Genomic DNA, 19,159 nt, shown 5'->3' with positions numbered 1-19,159 from the left:
AAAGAAGGGAGGAGCGAATGGATTCAGATGACAGGAAAGCGATTATTTTAAAAGCTATCATAAAGAACTATATGGAAACCGGGGAGCCGGTCGGTTCAAGAACTATTTCAAAGCTCCCTGAATTAAACTTAAGTTCCGCTACTATAAGAAATGAGATGAGCGACCTTGAAGAGATGGGCTATATTTTACAGCCGCATACTTCGGCAGGACGAATTCCTTCAGATAAGGGATACAGATTTTATGTAGATGAGATCTTGAGAGAAAAGGAGATAGAGACTGAGGAGTTCAAGGATCTGATGTTCAAAAAGGTGGACAGATTGGAAAATGTCTTAAAGCAGTTGGCAAAGATAATTGCAAGAGATACCAATTATGCCGCAATGATATCAGGACCTACTATTCACTCAAATAAAGTAAAGTTTTTGCAGCTCTCAAAGATGGACAGATTTAAGCTTCTGCTTGTTACGGTAGCTGAAGGAAATATTATCAACAATAAGATAATAGATATCGACAGTGAAATATCCGACAGTGAGATTTTAAATTTGAATCTTCTTATAAATACTTCTCTAAACGGACTCACTGTAGAAGAGATAAGCTTAAGCATTATGAACAAGTTACGAACGGATGCCGGAGTTTACGGAGATATAGTTGATAAGGTTTTGAGAGAGGTTGCGGCGGTGTTTGAAAGTGCTACCGACAATCTGGAGATATATATAAGCGGTACGACAAATATTTTCAAGTATCCTGAAATATCCGACAGAGAAAAGGCAAGTCAGCTTGTGGATGCTTTTGAGGAAAAGGATAAGCTGAAGGAGATGCTTGCAAAGGTTTGTGACGATGACAAGGACGGTATCAAAGTTTACATAGGAAACGAGGTACCGGTTTCAGATATGAGAGATCTTTCAGTAGTTACAGCCAATTATGAAATAGGCGAAGGACTTAGAGGTACTATCGGTATAGTAGGACCGAAGAGGATGGACTATGAAAAGGTACTGAAGACTGTAAAGACTGTAATGGCATCTTTGGATGAGCAGTTTAAAAATGATGAATAAGGAGAGGGCTGTGGAAGAAAAAGATTTTAAAAGAGAACAGGAAGAAAACAAGGAAGTTTTAGAGGGCGAAGAAGCAAGTAAAGTTGATACAGAAGCCGACGAAACTCCTGAGGAAGCGGCGGCAAAGGCGGCAGCTATGGAAGCTGAAGTGGATGAGGCTTTCAGTGACGAAAATCTTGAAGAAAAGCAGGATAAAAAAGATATTGCCATTGCGGATTTGACGGACAGACTCAAAAGAAGCATGGCGGAGTTTGATAATTTCAGAAAGCGAAGCGAGAAGGAAAAAGCGACCATGTTTGATATGGGTGCAAGAAGTATTGCGGAAAAGATTTTGCCGATAGTTGACAATTTCGAACGAGCGATGGTTGCGGCACCTAAGGAAGGAGACGGTAAGGCATTCGCAGACGGAATTACAATGATATACAATCAGTTAAAAAAGACTCTTGAGGATTTGGGAGTAAAACCTATTGATTGTGTAGGGCAGGCATTTGACCCGAACTTTCACAATGCAGTGATGCATATTGAAGATGAAAGTCTTGGTGAGAATGTGGTTGCAGAGGAACTTTTAAAGGGATATATGTATAAGGACTCTGTTCTTAGACATAGTATGGTAAAGGTTGCCAACTAAGTTGACAATATATTTTACACTGTAAAGGGTGTTAAATATTTTATATAGATTAAATATTTTATTATTGGAGGAAATTATAATGAGCAAGATTATTGGTATAGATTTAGGTACAACAAACAGCTGTGTAGCAGTTATGGAGGGTGGAAAGCCTGTAGTTATTCCGAACTCTGAAGGTTCAAGAACGACACCTTCAGTTGTAGCATTTACAAAGACAGGTGAGAGACTTATAGGTGAGCCTGCAAAGCGTCAGGCGGTTACAAATGCCGACAGAACAATCTCTTCAATCAAGAGACATATGGGTACGGATTATAAGGTAACTATCGACGGTAAGTCATATACACCACAGGAGATTTCAGCAATGATTCTTCAAAAGCTTAAGGCTGATGCTGAAAGCTACTTGGGTGAGAAGGTTACAGAGGCCGTTATCACAGTTCCGGCATACTTTAACGATGCACAGCGTCAGGCTACAAAGGATGCAGGTAAGATTGCAGGTCTTGATGTAAAGAGAATTATCAACGAGCCTACAGCTGCAGCACTTGCATACGGTCTTGACAACGATGCCGAGCAAAAGATTATGGTATACGACCTTGGAGGCGGTACATTCGATGTTTCAATCATTGAGATCGGTGACGGTGTTATAGAAGTTTTGGCTACAAACGGTGATACACATCTTGGCGGTGACGACTTTGATAACAAGATTACAGATTGGCTTGTAAGCGAGTTTAAGAAGGCTGAGGGTGTAGACCTTTCAACAGATAAGATGGCACTTCAGAGATTGAAAGAAGCTGCAGAGAAAGCTAAGAAGGAGCTTTCAACATCAACAACTACAAATATCAACCTGCCTTTCATCACAGCAACAGCTGAGGGACCTAAGCACCTTGATATAACTCTTACAAGAGCAAAGTTTGATGAACTTACACTTGACCTTATCGAAAGAACTGCAGTTCCTGTACAGAACGCACTTAAGGATGCGGGAATCACAGCAAGTGAGCTGGGTAAAGTATTGCTTGTAGGCGGTTCTACAAGAATGATCAATGCACAGGAGAAGGTGAAATCTCTTACAGGCAAGGAGCCTTCAAAGAGCATCAACCCTGATGAGGGTGTTGCAATCGGTGCAGGTATCCAGGGCGGTAAGCTTGGAGGAGACGACAGTACAGGAGATGTATTGCTTCTTGATGTTACTCCGCTTTCACTTTCAATCGAGACAATGGGCGGTGTAGCTACAAAGCTTATCGAGAGAAATACTACAATACCTACAAAGAAGAGCCAGATATTCTCTACAGCTGCAGATAATCAGGAAGCTGTTGACATCCACGTAGTACAGGGTGAGAGACAGTTTGCAAGAGACAACAAGACTCTCGGTCAGTTCAGACTTGACGGAATCCTTCCTGCAAAGAGAGGTGTTCCACAGATCGAAGTTACATTTGATATAGATGCAAACGGTATCGTTAATGTTTCAGCTAAGGACCTTGGAACAGGCAAGGAGCAGCATATCACAATTACAGCAGGTTCAAATATGTCTGAGAGCGATATAGATAAGGCTGTAAAGGAAGCTGCAGAGTTTGAGGCACAGGATAAGAAGAGAAAAGAAGGCATTGATGCAAGAAACGAAGCGGACTCTATGGTATTCCAGACAGAGAATGCGCTTAAGGAAGTGGGAGACAGCTTGGATGCAAGTGATAAGGCTGCAGTTGAGGCCGATCTTAACACACTTAAAGAAGCTATAAACAGAGCGCCTATCGATGCAATGACTGAAGATCAGGTAAATGATATCAAGGCAGGCAAGGAAAAGCTTATGGAAAGCGCTCAGAAGTTGTTTGCAAAGGTATATGAGAAGTCGGGAGCACAGGGAGCAACAGGTGCCGAAGGTGCTGCACAGGCAGGCGGAGAGGCAACAGGCTCATCAAGTGATGACGACGTTATAGATGCTGATTACAAAGAGGTATAATAAGGAGAGCAAAGGATGGCAGAGAGCAAAAGAGATTACTATGAAGTACTTGGCGTTGACAAAAACGCTGATGACTCTGCAATAAAAAAAGCATATAGAGCGCTGGCAAAGAAGTATCATCCGGATGCAAACCCGGACAATCCCGAAGCTGAGAAAAAGTTCAAGGAAGCCGGTGAAGCGTATGCTGTACTAAGCGATCCTGAAAAGAGAAGACAGTATGACCAATTCGGTCATGCTGCCTTTGACGGTGGAGCAGGTGCGGGAGCCGGCGGCTTTGGCGGATTCGGAGGCTTCTCAGGCTTTGACTTTAGCGGTGACGATATCTTCGGAGACTTGTTTGGAGGAATGTTCGGTGGCGGCGGCGCAGGCAGGGCCACAAGAAATGGACCTATGAAGGGTGCCAATGTCAAAGTTGCGGTAAGGCTTACATTTGAAGAGGCTGTTTTCGGATGTAAGAGAGATGTTACCGTCAACTACAAGGACGAATGTGCTACCTGTCACGGAAGCGGTGCCAAGGCGGGTACTTCACCTACTACATGTCCGAAGTGTAACGGTAAGGGACAGATAAGATATTCGCAGCAGACAATATTTGGAACTATGCAGAATGTAAAGACCTGTCCTGACTGCGGCGGCACCGGAAAGATTATAAAGGATAAATGTCCTGACTGTCACGGAAACGGTTATATTCAGACCAAGAAGAAATTTGAGGTGAATATACCGGCAGGTGTTGACAACGGTATGTCTGTAAGAGTTGCAGGCGGAGGTGAGCCGGGAGTAAACGGCGGACCTAGAGGAGATTTGCTTGTAGAGGTGATTGTAAGCCCTCATCCTATATTCAAGCGTCAGGATACAAATATATATTCCACAGTGCCGATAAGCTTTGCAAAGGCCGCACTTGGAGGCAGTATCAGAGTAAAGACTGTGGACGGTGATGTGGACGTATCTATTAAAGCAGGTACACAGACAGACAGCAGAGTCAGATTAAAGGGCAAGGGTGTTCCTTCTCTCAGAAATAAGAATGTACGAGGTGACCACTATATTACATTGGTGGTGTCTGTACCTACAAAGCTTACAAAAGAGCAGAAGGCCGCACTTGAGGCTTTTGATGCTACAATGAATAAATAATATTTTATAAAACATTTATTGTTTGGAAGTCACGGGATTATAACTCGTGGCTTCTTTTACGTTCGTATTTGACGTATATACAGCTGTGAAGTATAATCAAGGTCAGAATAAAGCTAATAACGAGGTGTATTTATGGGAAAGATCAAAGTTGAAAGATGTGATATAGAAGGACTCTGTGTGATAACTCCTACAGTGTTTAAGGATGACAGAGGTTACTTTGTAGAGACATATAATAAAAATGATTTTACAGAGGCCGGTCTTGACATGGAGTTTGTACAGGACAATCAGTCAAAGTCTTCAAAGGGAGTACTGAGAGGCTTACATTTTCAAAAGGAACATCCGCAGGGTAAACTTGTAAGAGTTCTAAGCGGTGAGGTATACGATGTGGCTGTGGACTTAAGAAAAGACTCAAAGACGTACGGCAAGTATTTCGGTGTAGTACTTTCAGACGAGAACAAGAAGCAGTTTTATATACCGAAGGGATTTGCACACGGATTTGTAGTACTTTCAGATGAGGCGGTATTTGCATATAAGTGTACCGACTTCTACCATCCTAATGATGAGGGCGGACTTAAGTATGACGACCCTGATATAGGTATAGATTGGCCGATAGAAGGGCTCAACCTAATCATGTCTGAGAAGGATACAAAGTGGAAAGGACTGAAGGAGACATTCAAGTTCTAATAAAATAACGAATGGAAACGGATATGAATATAATATCGCTTATACGAGAAATATTAAAATCAAGAAATATCATATGGGATTTGGCAAAGGCCGATTTTAGGAAGCGCTTTGTCGGGTCCTATTTTGGCGTGGCATGGATGTTTGTGCAGCCGGTGGTAACGGTACTTATATACTTTTTGATTTTCCAAATGGGATTTAAAAGTGTGCCGCCTGTGCCGGGAGTGCCTTATGTAGTATGGCTTGTACCGGGAATCGTACCTTGGTTTTTCTTTGCGGAGTCACTTAACTTGGGTACTTCGGTACTTTCGGAATACAATTATCTGGTAAAAAAGGTAGTATTTAATGTGTCGATACTTCCTGTAATCAAGGTGATTTCATGCCTGATAGTACATGGAATCTTCGTGGTTATAATGCTTGTAATGACATTGGCATTTGGCAGACTGCCTATGGCAAGCTGGATAGGAATAATATACTACAGCTTCTGCCTTTCGGTATTTGCACTTTCAATTATATATATAACCTGTGCAATCAATGTATTCTTTAAGGATATGGCTCAGATAGTGGGTATCGCACTGCAGTTTGGCATGTGGATGACACCGATTATGTGGGACCCTACAATGTTCAGTTATTTTCCTTCAAAAGTGGAGACGATAATGAAGCTGAATCCTGTGTACTATGTGGTGGTGGGTTACAGAGACAGTATCCTAAGAGGCAACTACTTTTTTGAAAGACCGGGACTTACACTATATTTTTGGTTGGTCACCATAGTACTTTTATTTATCGGACTTAGACTTTTCAATAAGTTAAGACCGCATTTTTCAGATGTATTATAAGGAGAAGTATGCAGAGCAATTTAGCAATAAATGTCTGTGATGTAACAAAGATTTACAGACTGTATGATAAGCCTATAGACAGGTTAAAGGAAAGTATTTCCCTTACACATAAAAAATATCATAAGGAATTTTTTGCCCTGGATAAAATATCCTTTTCTGTAGAGAAGGGTTCTACGGTGGGCATTATCGGAACAAACGGTTCGGGAAAGTCCACCATACTTAAGATAATAACAGGTGTATTAAATCCCACCACAGGAAGCGTGGAAGTGGACGGCAATATATCAGCACTTCTTGAGCTTGGTGCAGGTTTTAACATGGACTACACAGGTATTGAAAATATCTACATGAACGGCACAATGATGGGATTTTCAAAGGCGCAAATGGATGAAAAGCTTGATGAGATACTTGAGTTTGCGGATATAGGCGATTTTGTATATCAGCCTGTAAAGACCTATTCATCAGGTATGTTTGTGCGACTTGCCTTTGCACTTGCAATCAATGTGGAACCTGAAATATTGATAGTGGATGAGGCGCTTTCCGTAGGAGACGTTTTCTTCCAGGCCAAGTGTTACAGGAGAATGGAAGAGATAAGAAAGACAGGTACAACCATACTTATGGTAACCCATGATATGGGAAGTGTAATAAAATATTGTGACAAGGTAATACTTCTTAATAAGGGAAAATTCTTGGCGGAAGGACCTGCCGGAGAGATGGTGGATTTGTACAAGAAGATACTGGCAGGAAGAATGGATGACCTTGAAGCGGACCTTGCAAAGAGGCTTGACAGTAATTTTGCGGATATGATGGAATTAAACAATGACATCAACAAGACACATGTAAAAGAACATGACGGACTTATGAAGGAAAAGATGTCAATCAATCCGAATAAGACAGAGTACGGTGACGGCAGGGCGGAAATTTATGACCTTGGAATATTGGACTCAAAGGGTGAGCTGACCAACCTTTTACTAAAAGGTGAGGAGTTTACAATCAGAGAGAAGATAAAGTTTAATGCAAATATCGAGTCACCTATATTCACATTTACCATCAAGGATAAAAAGGGTACCGAACTTACAGGAACCAATACAATGTTTGAAGGAGTGGAGGTAAAACCTGTAAAGCCCGGCGATGATGCGGTGGTGGAGTTTAAGCAGAAGATGACCTTACAGGGCGGTGAGTATCTTCTAAGTATGAGCTGTACCGGATTTGAGAACGGTACACATGTGGTTTATCACAGATTATACGATGTGACATTCATTACAGTTATCTCAAACAAGAACACTGTAGGTGTATATGATATGGAGTCGAAAGTAAAGCTTACTCAAAATAGCAAATAACGGGAGAGAAAATGGGTCTTTTAGAACTTGCAAAAAAGTATGGAAAAGATGAATACAGGCTTTTGAAGGAAAATCCGGGTCTTTGTAACTTGTCGTTTTTCTCATCTTTGGCACTTGGAAATACCGAGTGGATTAGTATAAAGGGAAGAACATTGTTTCTGGGAAGTCAGGTAGCCGTACTGGATGATTTGATAAAAAAATCAAAAGTATACGTATATGAAGAAGAGCCTGAAAAACTTGAAAGCATAAAGGCTGTTTTTGAAAGCAATATAGAGTATATAAAAGCTTTTGAAAACATAGATTTTAATGAGTTTGATACTGTAATTGCCTACGGCAGTGATATGGTATCTAAGCTTATGAGCGTGAAAAAACCTGATAAAAAGATTGTGCTGGTATTTGATAACAGGTATGGACTTAATTACTTTGAAGATGAGTTTGGTGATAAGAATGCACTAAGTGTAAAAGCTGTAAGAAATTGGATAGGCAAAAGCGATACATATTATCCTTATCCTAATTACAGATATGTATATAAGCTCTTTTCAGATAAGGAGATGCCTAGTGGCGGTGAACTCTCACAGATAAAGGCATATGATTATCCTAAGTTTGCACTTAAGGATATCGGAGACAGATTTTGTGAAGCGGCAAAGTCAAATGATTTTGACAGCTTTGCAAACTCATATGTCATAGTATCAGGTGGAGATGAAGAGAGCATCTATATAAAATACAACAGAACAAGACTTTTAAAATATCAGATAAAGACTGAAATAAGGCGCAAAGATAACAAGAAGTATGTTGTAAAATCCGCGCTGAAAAAGGACGGTATTCCGCATATCTTAGGTATGTATGATAAGTCAAAGCTCATCAAAAATGACAATGTAAATGTACTTAAGGGAGTATTTAAAAATGCCGGAGAGATAAGCTTTGAGTTTATTGAGGGAAAGTCTTTAAGTGCTGTATGTGAAGAGTGTATTGAGTATAGCCTTGATAAATTCATTGAGAAGCTTTGTGAGTATATTGATAAGATAATAGATAAGGATGCGCTGAACCTTGATGCGATATTTGACAACTTTATTTTTGAAGGTGACAAACTGACAGCTATTGACTGTGAGTGGGTATATGACAGCTCAATGGATTTTATAAATGACAGAAAGACCTTTATAAAGTATCGTGCATTGCATAACTTCTATCAGAATAATGCAGAGAAGATTAAGGATAAGTTTGGCTTAAGTGAAGAAGAATTTCTCTTAAAGTTTGAGATAGATGATATGGACGGGCTTGACTTTATCGAAAGGCAGTTCCAAGAGTATATGCACGGAGATTATCAGGAAGTTTACCTTGATAACTACTTTGTAGAGACTGTAAGTCGTGATACCTTGAATGAGGGACTTGAAGCTCTAAAGGAGTTGCCGTATGCAAAGAATAAGATAAGAGAGCTTGATGCGATAAATCAGGACAGAGAACTGGCTATAAAAGAGATGACAAGGCTTAGAACTCTGACAGACAATCATGTCAATAATCTGGGTATAATCATAGACAATTTAAGGCATGAGAATGAAGAACTTGCAAAGACTCTGAATGTATATAACGGCAACCTCTCTATACCGTTTAGAATCAGAAGAAAGCTTAGTACCATCTACAACAAAAAGTATCCTAAGGGAAGTGTCGAGAGAAAGAAGTTAAACTACAGGATAATGAGTATTACTCACCCTATAAAATATTTCAAGCTTACACATTCCGCTGAAGGCAAGAATCTTATTGAGGGCGAATTTAAGATAGGCGATATATACAGAGAAAAGGGCAAGCTTAATTTCCCATATGTGGAAAACCCTAAGGTAAGTATTATCATACCTGTATACAATCAGATACATTATACCTATGCCTGTCTGGTATCACTGCTTGAAAATACTGATGAATACAGCTATGAAGTGATAATTGCGGATGATGTTTCAACCGATGCGACAAGTGAAATAGATAAGTTTGTATCGGGACTCGTGATTGCAAGAAATGAAACCAATCAGGGCTTTTTGAAAAATTGTAACAATGCCGCGAAAAAGGCAAGGGGAGAGTACATCTTTTTCTTAAACAATGATACTACAGTGGAAAAGAACTGGCTTCCTCCGCTTATAAAGCTGCTTGAGTCAGATAAGAGCATAGGTATGGTAGGATCCAAGCTTGTATATCCTGACGGCAGACTTCAGGAGGCGGGAGGCATCATATGGAGTGACGGCAGCGGATGGAACTACGGCAGATGTGACGACCCGAACAAGCCTGAGTACAACTATGTAAGAGATGTGGACTATATCTCAGGTGCCGCGATAATGCTTAGCAGAAAACTTTGGGAAGAGATAGGCGGATTTGATACAAGATACGCGCCTGCTTACTGTGAGGATTCGGACCTTGCCTTTGAGGTAAGAAAGAGAAACTTACGAGTGGTATATCAGCCGCTCAGTGTAGTAATTCACTTTGAGGGTGTATCAAACGGTACCGATGTCAACGGTACTGGACTTAAGAGATATCAGGTGGAGAACAACAAAAAGCTTCAGGAAAAGTGGAGTGAGGAGTTCAAAAATCAGTATGACAATGTGGGTGTGCCGAATGCCTTCAGAGCCAGAGAAAGAAGCAGGGGCAAAAAGGTTATTCTGTTTGTGGATCACTATGTGCCTACATTTGATAAGGATGCAGGCTCAAAGACTACATTCCAGTATATAAAGATGTTCATCGAAAGAGGATATGTAGTGAAGTTCTTACCTGACAATTTCGCAAAGTCCGAGCCGTACACCACCATATTGGAGCAGATGGGAGTCGAGGTACTCTACGGCAATGAGATGAGAACAAATATCTTTGAGTGGATTGAAAACAATCAGTCAAATATTGATATTGCTTACCTCAACAGACCTCATATCGCTACAAAGTATATCGACTTTATAAGGGAAAAGACAAATATCAAAGTTATATACTACGGACATGATTTGCATTTCCTTCGTGAGAGGCGTGAGTATGAGCTTACCGGGGATGTGGAGAAGAAGAATGCAAGTGCATACTGGAAGAGTATGGAACTTGACCTTATGAGAAAGGCAAGCATAAGCTACTATCCGTCAAATGTTGAGGTGGACTACATACATACCTTTGACAAGAAGATAAACGCCAAGGCAATCACAGCTTACGTCTTTGATAAGTTTATGGATATAGATTACAATCCGGATGTCAGAGAGGGTGTACTGTTTGTCGGAGGATTTTCACATCCGCCGAATGCCGATGCCTTGAAGTACTTCCTTGAGAGTATGTGGGATGAAATATACGCACAGATAAAAGCGCCGTTTTATATAGTCGGATCCAATGCTACAGATGAGATCAAAGCAATGCACAATGAGGCAAAGGGCATCATCTTCAAAGGCTTTGTCAGTGAAGAGGAGTTAAAGGAGCTGTACACCAAGGTAAGACTTGTGGTGGTACCTCTAAGGTATGGAGCGGGAGTCAAGGGTAAGGTAATAGAGGCTCTCTACTACGGCGACCCGGTGGTCACAACAAGTGTAGGCGCGGAGGGCATAGACAATTCATATAATCAGATGCTTATAGCGGATGAGCCTGATGAGTTTATAACAAAATGTGTCACACTCTATACCGATAAGGAAGCTTTAAAGAATATGCACATGGAAGCGACAGAGTATGTAAAGAACAGACACAGCATAGATGCGGTGTGGAAGATAATTAAAGAGGATTTTTAGGGAAACAAGATTTGGGCTGTTGTATGCAACGGCCCTTTTTTAATTCCACTTTTGAATATACAGGTTAGAAGATTTATATAAAGTATTTTTTGAATTGCATATAATATTCAGATAATTAAAATAATATATACAATTGAGACAGATATAAATATAAAATTGAGAAAATAGATAAAATAAAATACTATTTTAATATAAAAATTTTAAAAATACTATTGACAAGAAGAAAAAATCTGATATACTGTAGACATAAACAAAAGAGAATATATTCTTAAAAAGTTTGATGAACGCATCCACGAGGAGAAAGCAAACAGCAGATTTGCTAAGTGGAAATTAAAATATAAAAGGAGGTACGGTCCAAAGAAAACATAAGTAATGATTAGACTTTGATCTAATCCGGAACCTATAAGAAGATTAATTAGATAATATATTATTGAAAACTTTAAAAGTTACTATCTGAAGAATCGGTTAGGATAGTATTCGTATAAGTCTTATGACGAGAAAGTGGGATTCGTACGAGAGATAGACCGTGTAGATAGATTGATAACAACCATGTATTAGAAGTGAAAGGAAGCTTATAGGAGGATAAATTAAAAACTGAATAGCAATAACTATACAGGATGTCTATAATTTTTAAAAGGCATCAGATATAGAAATCCCGGTTTATTTAGAAAGAGAGGATTAATCCGTTGGAGCCAGGAATATGTTGAAGAGAGCATTGATGTGAAAGGTCGGTGCTCTCTTCTTAATGTGTATAAAAGAGTTTATAAGCATTAATATTCACAAAGAAAAGCTATAGAAAGTCGTTTGTATAATTAGAGAGTTAGCATTTGCTAACTAAAATCTATTTTGCACAATTTAACCATGATATATTGCATATGTTTTATAATTGAATTTTTAAATAAACTATAAAATTAGACTCTGATAAGATTTAATACAAATATTTTATGTAATTTTGCTTGTATAAAATTTATAAAGATTATGAATATATATAAAAAACACAAATAAATACTTTATATTTTGGATTTATTCTGATAAAATATGTACAGATAAAGCGGTTGTGTATATTAGCATACTGTCTTATATCAAATAGATTAGCAGGGAGAATATAATGAAGAAGCAGACAAAGCTGGCATTACTCGTAGGTGTTATGAGTGTTGCAGGTGCGATGACATCTTTTGCCGCAACAGGTTGGCAACAGGAGAACGGTACTTGGGTATACTATGACAAAAACGAGGAGAAAGTATCACAGAAGTGGCAAAAATCAGGGGACTATTGGTATTATTTGGATGACTTGGGAGATATGGCAAAAGATTCTCTTATCGATGACGGGAACGCTACATACTATGTGGATGCAAACGGCGTGATGGTAAGAAATCAGTGGGTTGCGGTGCCGAATACAAACGATTACGACAAGGATGAGCCTGATCAGTGGTGGTACTATTTCGGTGACAACGGAAAAGCATATAAGAGAAATGAATCATCTTCAAGTGATGTTTCTCTAAAGACCATCAACGGAAAGAAGTATGCTTTTGATGTTGACGGAAAGATGCTTTTCGGATGGGTATCACAGGGCGAGAGACTTACAGACCAGGATGCATGGAGGAATGCAAAGTATTACTTCGGTGATGCAAATGACGGTGCAATGACCACAGGTTGGAGAGAGATTATGGTTCATGATGACAATGCAAGAACCATGGAAGAACAACCGAATATTGATTACTGGGATACCGATCAGGTAAGATGGTTCTATTTCAATGCTTCAGGTAAGAAAGAGGTAAAGAGTCTCGGAAAAACAATCAACGGAAAGAAGTATGGATTTGACGAAGACGGTAGAATGATTGCAAGCTGGTATACGGAGGCTACTCCTTCTACAGCAGTTCCGAAATCACAGAGAGCGGAGTACAGTGAGAGTTTTATGTACTTCTCTACACCTGAAGACGGTGCAAAGTCTACCAGGGGATGGTTCAAGGTTATTCCGGGATATTTCCTTAACAAGGGTAAATGGGAAGAGGACGGCAGTGCATGGTACTATGCAGACGGCAAAGGTCATTTGGTTGCAAATGAGATAAAGACAATCAACGGAAAGAAGTATGCTTTTGATGATAAGGGCGGAATGATGTCCGGTCTTGTATTACTTGAGATGAAGCAGCTGCCAAGCGGTAAGTATTCTACTACAGAGTTTGTAGATAACCTCGGAAAGAGCAGTAAAAAGATTCCGTATGAGACTCAGGAGAATATAGAAGAGTCTATCGGTAAGATCCATTACAGTGAATTCTTGTCAGGCAAGTATCGTATGATGTACTTCGGAGACGGTAAGGACGGTTCTCAAAAGTACGGCAAACAGAGTATTAAGCTTGACGATGAGAACAGAACATTCTATTTCAGAGATGCCGGATCCAACAGAGGTGCCGGATTTAACGGAATAAGAGATGATAAACTCTATATCGGAGGTCTTAATATAAAGGCCGATCAGTATGACAAGTATGAAGTAGTTGTAGTTGACAAGAGTAATGACAATCAGCTTGTATTTAAGGGAACTGTAGGAGAGCTGCTTAATATGCCCGGATATGTATCTTCTGTAGAAGAGACTGAGAAGAAGACTACATGGCATATCACAACACCGAATTCAAACTATCAGGTGAAGTTGTTAAGTAATGCCGGAGTCGTTCTAAAGAGCGGAACAAAGAGAGACGGCGAGGACTACAAGATCAGAGTAAACAACAAGGTGGTTACAACTGTTACACTTGAATAGAGAAAATTATAAAGTGAATCATTTTTGAAATCTTAAAATAAAAAGGGGGCTTACACAAAGCGTGTAGCCCTTTTTTATTATGCTCCCATTATTTCTTTGGTCTCTATTTCAAAGTTGCCGTCATCGTCTACATTCATCACCATATATGTAGGTATGTGGCCTGCCTGTCTCGGATAGCCGAGTGAACCCGGGTTTAGTACGGTCACTCCGTCTATAGTCTTTAGGTAAGGTCTGTGTGTGTGTCCGTACATTGCAAAGTCACAACCTCTGGCGATGGCCTCGTCTTTGAGTATTGAGATGTCCATGCTTACACCGTACTGGTGTCCGTGTACAAGGAGTGCCTTGTGATTTTTTATATTGATTTCTTTTTCGACAGGAAGCTGTGAAAAGAAATCATTGTTTCCCTGTACCATAAGGCATGCGCATGTAGGGTCAAGCATAAGGCTTATCTTGGTCTCGCTGCCTTCGCCGTCACCAAGATGGATGAACATGTCGAAAGGTTTTTCTATTGATATTACTTTTTTTAAAATGTCGTCAACTCTGTGTGTGTCACTAACAATCAATATTTTCATAAATTTCCCCCAGCTTTTGTTTCATTGCTGTAAGTGCCTTACCTCTGTGGCTTATCTTGTTCTTTTCCTCAGGGCTTATCTCGGCACTTGTTTTTTGATATTCAGGTAGGTAAAGTATAGGGTCATAGCCGAAGCCGTTAGATCCGGAAGTTTGTGTGGCAATCAGACCTTCCATACTGCCTTCGCAAAATAATGTGGTACCGTCTTCAAGTATAGCACAAATACAGGCTTTAAACCTTGCACTTCTTTCATTTCCCGAGGCATTTTTTAATCTGTCTATTATATTTTGATTTTTTATAGTGTATGAGGTGTCCTCACCCATATATCTGGACGAGTATACTCCGGGTTCACCGCCGATATAATCCACTTCAAGTCCGGAGTCGTCGGACATTACTATACCGCCTGTAATGTCCCAAATGGCTTTTGCCTTTATATAAGCGTTTTCCTTAAATGTCGTTCCGGTCTCTTCAATATCGAGTGATACTCCGGCTTCTTTGGCGGAGATTATATCAAAGCCGGGTAAAATAGCTCTGATTTCTTCAAGTTTATGCTGATTTCCGGTTGCAAAAATAATCTTTTTCATATGCATTAAAACCTTTATTTTGTCTTCTTAGGCGGTCTTGGTCCCATATATTGATAAAATCTGGTTTGCAACATGCCGTTGTAAATCTTGCGATTTTTATCAGGCTCTCTGCCTATATACTTACAAGCATCGTCATATGAGGTTATAAGGTAAAGTGACCAGGAGTCAAGGTTTGCATACCTCTCTCCAAGTGCCTTGTATATAGCAGGCAGATTTTCCTTTTCTTCAAGTCTTTCACCGTAAGGCGGATTTGTAATGATAAAACCGTATTTTTTCGGGTGGGAGAGACTTGCAACGTCTCTGCACTGAAGGTGGAGCATATCTATGACTCCGGCTCTTGTGGCATTGCTTCTTGCAGCCTCTACAATGTTTTTATCAATGTCATAGCCTTGAATATCAACATCGGTGTCGATATCAACCATTTCACGTGCTTCCTCATAAGTATTATCCCAAACTTCCTTTGAAATAAGGTTTGACCACTTACAACTTAAAAATCCTCTTTTCAGCCCCGGTGCGATATTTGCAGCCATCATGGCGGCCTCTATAACAAATGTACCGCTTCCGCAGAACGGGTCTATTAGTATTCTGTCTTTTTTCCACGGTGTCAGCAGAATGAGTGCGGCTGCAAGAGTCTCTGTGATAGGTGCTTTTGCAGTCATCGTTCTGTAGCCTCTTTTGTGAAGTGACACTCCTGTGGTATCAAGTCCGACAGTAACAATATCTTTGTTTATAGAAACGCGAAGCGGATATTCGGCTCCTGTCTCTTCAAACCAATCTTTTTTGTAGATACGCTTCAGCCTTTCGACTATAGCTTTCTTTACGATGGACTGGATATCTGAAGGTGAGAAGAGTTTGCTTTTGACTGAGGTGGCTTTGCTGACCCAGAACTTCCCGTCGACAGGAATATATTCTTCCCAAGGGATATCTGCGACAGAGTCGAACAGCTCGCTAAAAGAGGTTGCTTTGAACTGTGCAACATTTATCATTACTCTTTCGGTAGTTCTAAGCCACATATTGGCTCTTGAAACAGCTTCGTCATCTCCTTCAAAGTACACCCTTCCGTCCTCGACCTTTGTTATGTCATAGCCTATATCTATGATTTCTTTTTTCAGTACGGCTTCAAGTCCGAAGTGGCAGGGCGCGTACAACTCAAATATTTTTCTCAAGCTTTATCTCCTTTAATACATTGCCGTCAAAGTCATATATGGTAAAAATATCATCATCAAGTATTGCATAGGAGTTGGGATTTTGTTCCTTAGGCAGTGATGCGGATCCGGGATTTAATATATAAATATCTCCGGATTTTTTTGCTATCGGAAGATGTACATGTCCGTATATGAATGCGCTTCCTTTGGCAAGCTGTGGCAGATGATCCTCACCGTATATATGTCCGTGTGTTATGAAGAAATAGATATCATTAAATACACCTATACAGTAGTCGGATTGCATTGGAAAATCCAAGACCATCTGGTCAACTTCCGAATCACAGTTTCCTCTGACTGCGATGATATTATCTTTATATTCATTCAGCATTGCAAAGACTTCCTTAGGACAGTAATCTTTAGGCAAGTCATTTCTCGGGCCGTGGTACAATAAGTCTCCAAGCAGTACCAGTTTTGAGGCGTTGCTTTCTTTATATTTCTCAATAATTTTCTTTGTGTAGAATGATGAGCCGTGAATATCTGATGCAAAAAAATATTTCATATTAGGATTCCTGTGCTCTGAACTCTATACTTTGTGTAGCGGCATCCATTGAATCTATTATTGCAAGTGATTCCAAATGGAAACCTAAGTTTCTGATGGCACGACCGCCGCTTTGGAAACCTTTTTCAATGGCAATACCGATGCCTTCCACACTTGCACCTGATTCATTGACAATTGAAATAAGTCCCTGCAGTGCACAGCCGTTTGCAAGGAAATCGTCAATGATAAGTACCCTGTCTTCCGGACCTAAAAACTTCTTTGAAACGATAACCTGATTCTTGCACTTATGTGTGAAGCTTTCTACCTCTGCCGTATACATATCTCCGTCAATATTTATGGACTTTGACTTTTTGGCAAATACTACCGGTACGCCGAATTCAAGCGCGACTATGGCTGCGATGCCTATACCTGAGGACTCTATTGTCAAAATCTTGTTTATATTGTGTGACGCAAACTTTGACTTGAATTCCTTTGCCATCTCTAAAAAGAGTTGTACATCCATCTGATGGTTTAAAAAAGAATCCACTTTTACAACATTACCTTCCTTGATAACACCATCTTTTTTGATACGCTCTTCTAACAGTTTCATGAAAAATCCTCTCCTTTTGAAAACACATAAGTGTTTATCGTGTAAGCATCAGCATCTCAAGTGCCAGCTTATCATTAATATTACCTTGTTTTATAGCTTCTTCCAACTCGATTGCATTTTTTACATAGGACAAAAGCATAGCCATATCGAAACCTCTTGCTTGACGCATCAGATTTTTGACCACATATGGATTTAATTTCATATTTGAGATTATATCCTTTTCGTTAAAACCAGATGCTATCAATTCCTTGATTTGCAACAGTTGGTTAAACTGTCTTGTGATGAGAATCATTATTTTCAGCGGAGGTTCCTTTAAAGCTACCAAATCTTCATATATATCCAATGCATCCTGTATCTTATTATTGGTAATGGATTTTACCAATTCAAAGATTTTGTTTGTCAGACTTATGCTTGTTATAGCTTTTATATCTTCCTCTTCTATAATATCTTTGTCAAGAGTAAAGGAGATAAGCTTGCCCAACTCGCTTTTCAGTCTTTCCATATCATTTCCCACTCTGGCAATGAACAGGTTCATATTTGAAACGGTGATTTTCTTGCCGGATTTATTTATGATATTTCCGGCCCAGTTTATCAGTTCATCATTGGTAGGATGATTCAGTTCTGCAATGTATCCAAGCTCTTTTATTTTTTTGTACAGCTTAGAACGTTTATCTAAGTCATTCTCCACAAAAATGATTTTCGTGCTATCGGGCTTATCTGATATGTAGTTTAAAAACTTATCGTTGCCGGATTTGAACCACTGACTTCCTTCTATAAGAATACATCTGTATTGTGAAAAAAATGGAAGTGTATTTGCAAATTCGATAACGGCATCTGCATCTGTTCCTTTTCCTTCAAAATAAGCAAAGTTCATTTGGTCTTCACCTACGATAGCTGCTTTAAGTCTTTTTTTGTAGCTGTTCTTTAAAAATTCATCATCACCTGATAGTACATAAATGCCTTTGAATGTGGAAGTTTTCAAATCATTATTTAATACTTTCATGTGCAAGATTATAACATGAAAGGATGAAAGCCTCCAGTATAAATAGGGAGTATTTCAGGAAAAAATATAGTTTGGAATCTGTCAAAAAAAATATAAAAAAGTTGTTGACATAGAGTGGAATTAAGTGTATATTATACCCACTGCCTCTGAGGCAGACAAATTTTTAAAACAAAAACAAAACTTTTGAAATATATAATTAAAAAGTTATTGACAAAGTTTTAAGAGTTTGGTAACATATAAAAGTTGCTTATGAAAAGCAAAAACTTGAACGGCTTGAGTTGATGTCAAGGACAGCACTTAAGTGAAATGAGTTTATTCTTTGCAACAATGAACCATGATAATTTAAGATTAAACAGTACACACAACCCTGAAAAATTTGCATATTTTTGTTAACGAGAGCAAGCGTAAGCGAAGCTCGAGTTTAGAAAAATAGTACACCTCGTCGAGCAAGGCGAGACGATGGTGCTACCTTTAAAAATATGATGAAGTTTCAGAAAAAACAACGTTTAGATTCGAACAGAATTTAAAACCTTTAAAAAACAGTAGATCTGTGAAAACAGATGCAAGCTAGCGACAGGCTAGATTAAACTTTTATATGAGAGTTTGATCCTGGCTCAGGATGAACGC

General features: G+C 39.4%; 15 protein-coding genes. 9 read left to right on the top strand and 6 right to left on the bottom strand.

Going from position 1 to position 19,159, the window contains the following annotated elements:
* Positions 1-17 precede the first annotated feature (17 nt).
* From hrcA to EHW90_RS12560, 9 genes are all read left to right on the top strand, one after another.
* Positions 18-1,049, top strand: coding sequence for a heat-inducible transcriptional repressor HrcA (hrcA, locus tag EHW90_RS12600; RefSeq protein ID WP_124953034.1), 1,032 nt, complete (start codon positions 18-20; stop codon positions 1,047-1,049).
* Positions 1,039-1,677 carry a nucleotide exchange factor GrpE gene (gene grpE, locus EHW90_RS12595; protein WP_408610046.1) on the top strand — a complete coding sequence of 213 codons (639 nt, stop codon included), beginning with the start codon at positions 1,039-1,041 and terminating at the stop codon, positions 1,675-1,677. Before hrcA ends, grpE begins: the two co-directional genes overlap by 11 nt.
* 79 nt (positions 1,678-1,756) lie before the next feature.
* Positions 1,757-3,625 (top strand): molecular chaperone DnaK, encoded by a 1,869-nt coding sequence (gene dnaK / locus EHW90_RS12590; protein WP_124953032.1) that lies wholly within the window; start codon positions 1,757-1,759, stop codon positions 3,623-3,625.
* 15 nt (positions 3,626-3,640) lie between these two features.
* On the top strand, positions 3,641-4,750 hold the full coding sequence (dnaJ, locus tag EHW90_RS12585) for a molecular chaperone DnaJ (protein ID WP_124953031.1): 1,110 nt from the start codon (positions 3,641-3,643) through the stop codon (positions 4,748-4,750).
* 132 nt (positions 4,751-4,882) lie between these two features.
* On the top strand, positions 4,883-5,434 hold the full coding sequence (rfbC, locus tag EHW90_RS12580) for a dTDP-4-dehydrorhamnose 3,5-epimerase (RefSeq protein WP_124953030.1): 552 nt from the start codon (positions 4,883-4,885) through the stop codon (positions 5,432-5,434).
* Positions 5,435-5,457: 23 nt separating this feature from the next.
* A complete protein-coding gene (locus tag EHW90_RS12575) occupies positions 5,458-6,267 on the top strand; it encodes an ABC transporter permease (RefSeq protein ID WP_207667061.1) in 810 nt (269 codons plus the stop codon).
* Between the two features lie 8 nt (positions 6,268-6,275).
* Positions 6,276-7,604 carry an ABC transporter ATP-binding protein gene (locus tag EHW90_RS12570; RefSeq protein ID WP_124953028.1) on the top strand — a complete coding sequence of 443 codons (1,329 nt, stop codon included), beginning with the start codon at positions 6,276-6,278 and terminating at the stop codon, positions 7,602-7,604.
* 11 nt (positions 7,605-7,615) lie between these two features.
* Entirely contained in the window at positions 7,616-11,329 is a 3,714-nt protein-coding gene (locus EHW90_RS12565; RefSeq protein WP_124953027.1) for a glycosyltransferase, read from the top strand.
* Positions 11,330-12,437: 1,108 nt separating this feature from the next.
* Positions 12,438-14,081 carry a cell wall-binding protein gene (locus tag EHW90_RS12560; RefSeq protein WP_124953026.1) on the top strand — a complete coding sequence of 548 codons (1,644 nt, stop codon included), beginning with the start codon at positions 12,438-12,440 and terminating at the stop codon, positions 14,079-14,081.
* Positions 14,082-14,158: 77 nt separating this feature from the next.
* Here the strand turns inward: EHW90_RS12560 and EHW90_RS12555 are convergent, their stop codons facing one another.
* Genes EHW90_RS12555 through holA form a run of 6 tightly spaced genes read right to left on the bottom strand, consistent with a single transcriptional unit; the run spans position 14,159 to position 18,532 of the window.
* Positions 14,159-14,653 (bottom strand): metallophosphoesterase family protein, encoded by a 495-nt coding sequence (locus EHW90_RS12555; RefSeq protein WP_124953025.1) that lies wholly within the window; start codon positions 14,651-14,653, stop codon positions 14,159-14,161.
* The gene (gene rdgB / locus EHW90_RS12550) at positions 14,634-15,236 is read right to left on the bottom strand and encodes an RdgB/HAM1 family non-canonical purine NTP pyrophosphatase (RefSeq protein ID WP_040458172.1); all 603 of its coding nucleotides are present in this window, start codon (positions 15,234-15,236) and stop codon (positions 14,634-14,636) included. The genes EHW90_RS12555 and rdgB overlap by 20 nt, the downstream gene beginning before the upstream one ends.
* A 14-nt stretch (positions 15,237-15,250) precedes the next feature.
* Positions 15,251-16,402 carry a THUMP domain-containing class I SAM-dependent RNA methyltransferase gene (locus EHW90_RS12545; protein ID WP_124953024.1) on the bottom strand — a complete coding sequence of 384 codons (1,152 nt, stop codon included), beginning with the start codon at positions 16,400-16,402 and terminating at the stop codon, positions 15,251-15,253.
* A complete protein-coding gene (gene yfcE / locus EHW90_RS12540) occupies positions 16,386-16,940 on the bottom strand; it encodes a phosphodiesterase (protein WP_124953023.1) in 555 nt (184 codons plus the stop codon). Before yfcE ends, EHW90_RS12545 begins: the two co-directional genes overlap by 17 nt.
* Before the next feature lies 1 nt (position 16,941).
* Entirely contained in the window at positions 16,942-17,529 is a 588-nt protein-coding gene (locus tag EHW90_RS12535) for a xanthine phosphoribosyltransferase (RefSeq protein ID WP_009446501.1), read from the bottom strand.
* A gap of 34 nt (positions 17,530-17,563) precedes the next feature.
* Positions 17,564-18,532 carry a DNA polymerase III subunit delta gene (gene holA / locus EHW90_RS12530; RefSeq protein WP_124953022.1) on the bottom strand — a complete coding sequence of 323 codons (969 nt, stop codon included), beginning with the start codon at positions 18,530-18,532 and terminating at the stop codon, positions 17,564-17,566.
* Positions 18,533-19,159: the final 627 nt, after the last annotated feature.

This window comes from Lachnoanaerobaculum orale (assembly GCF_003862485.1).
GTDB classification, from domain to species: Bacteria; Bacillota; Clostridia; order Lachnospirales; family Lachnospiraceae; genus Lachnoanaerobaculum; species Lachnoanaerobaculum orale.
This window is presented reverse-complemented; position numbering and strand designations above follow the sequence as displayed.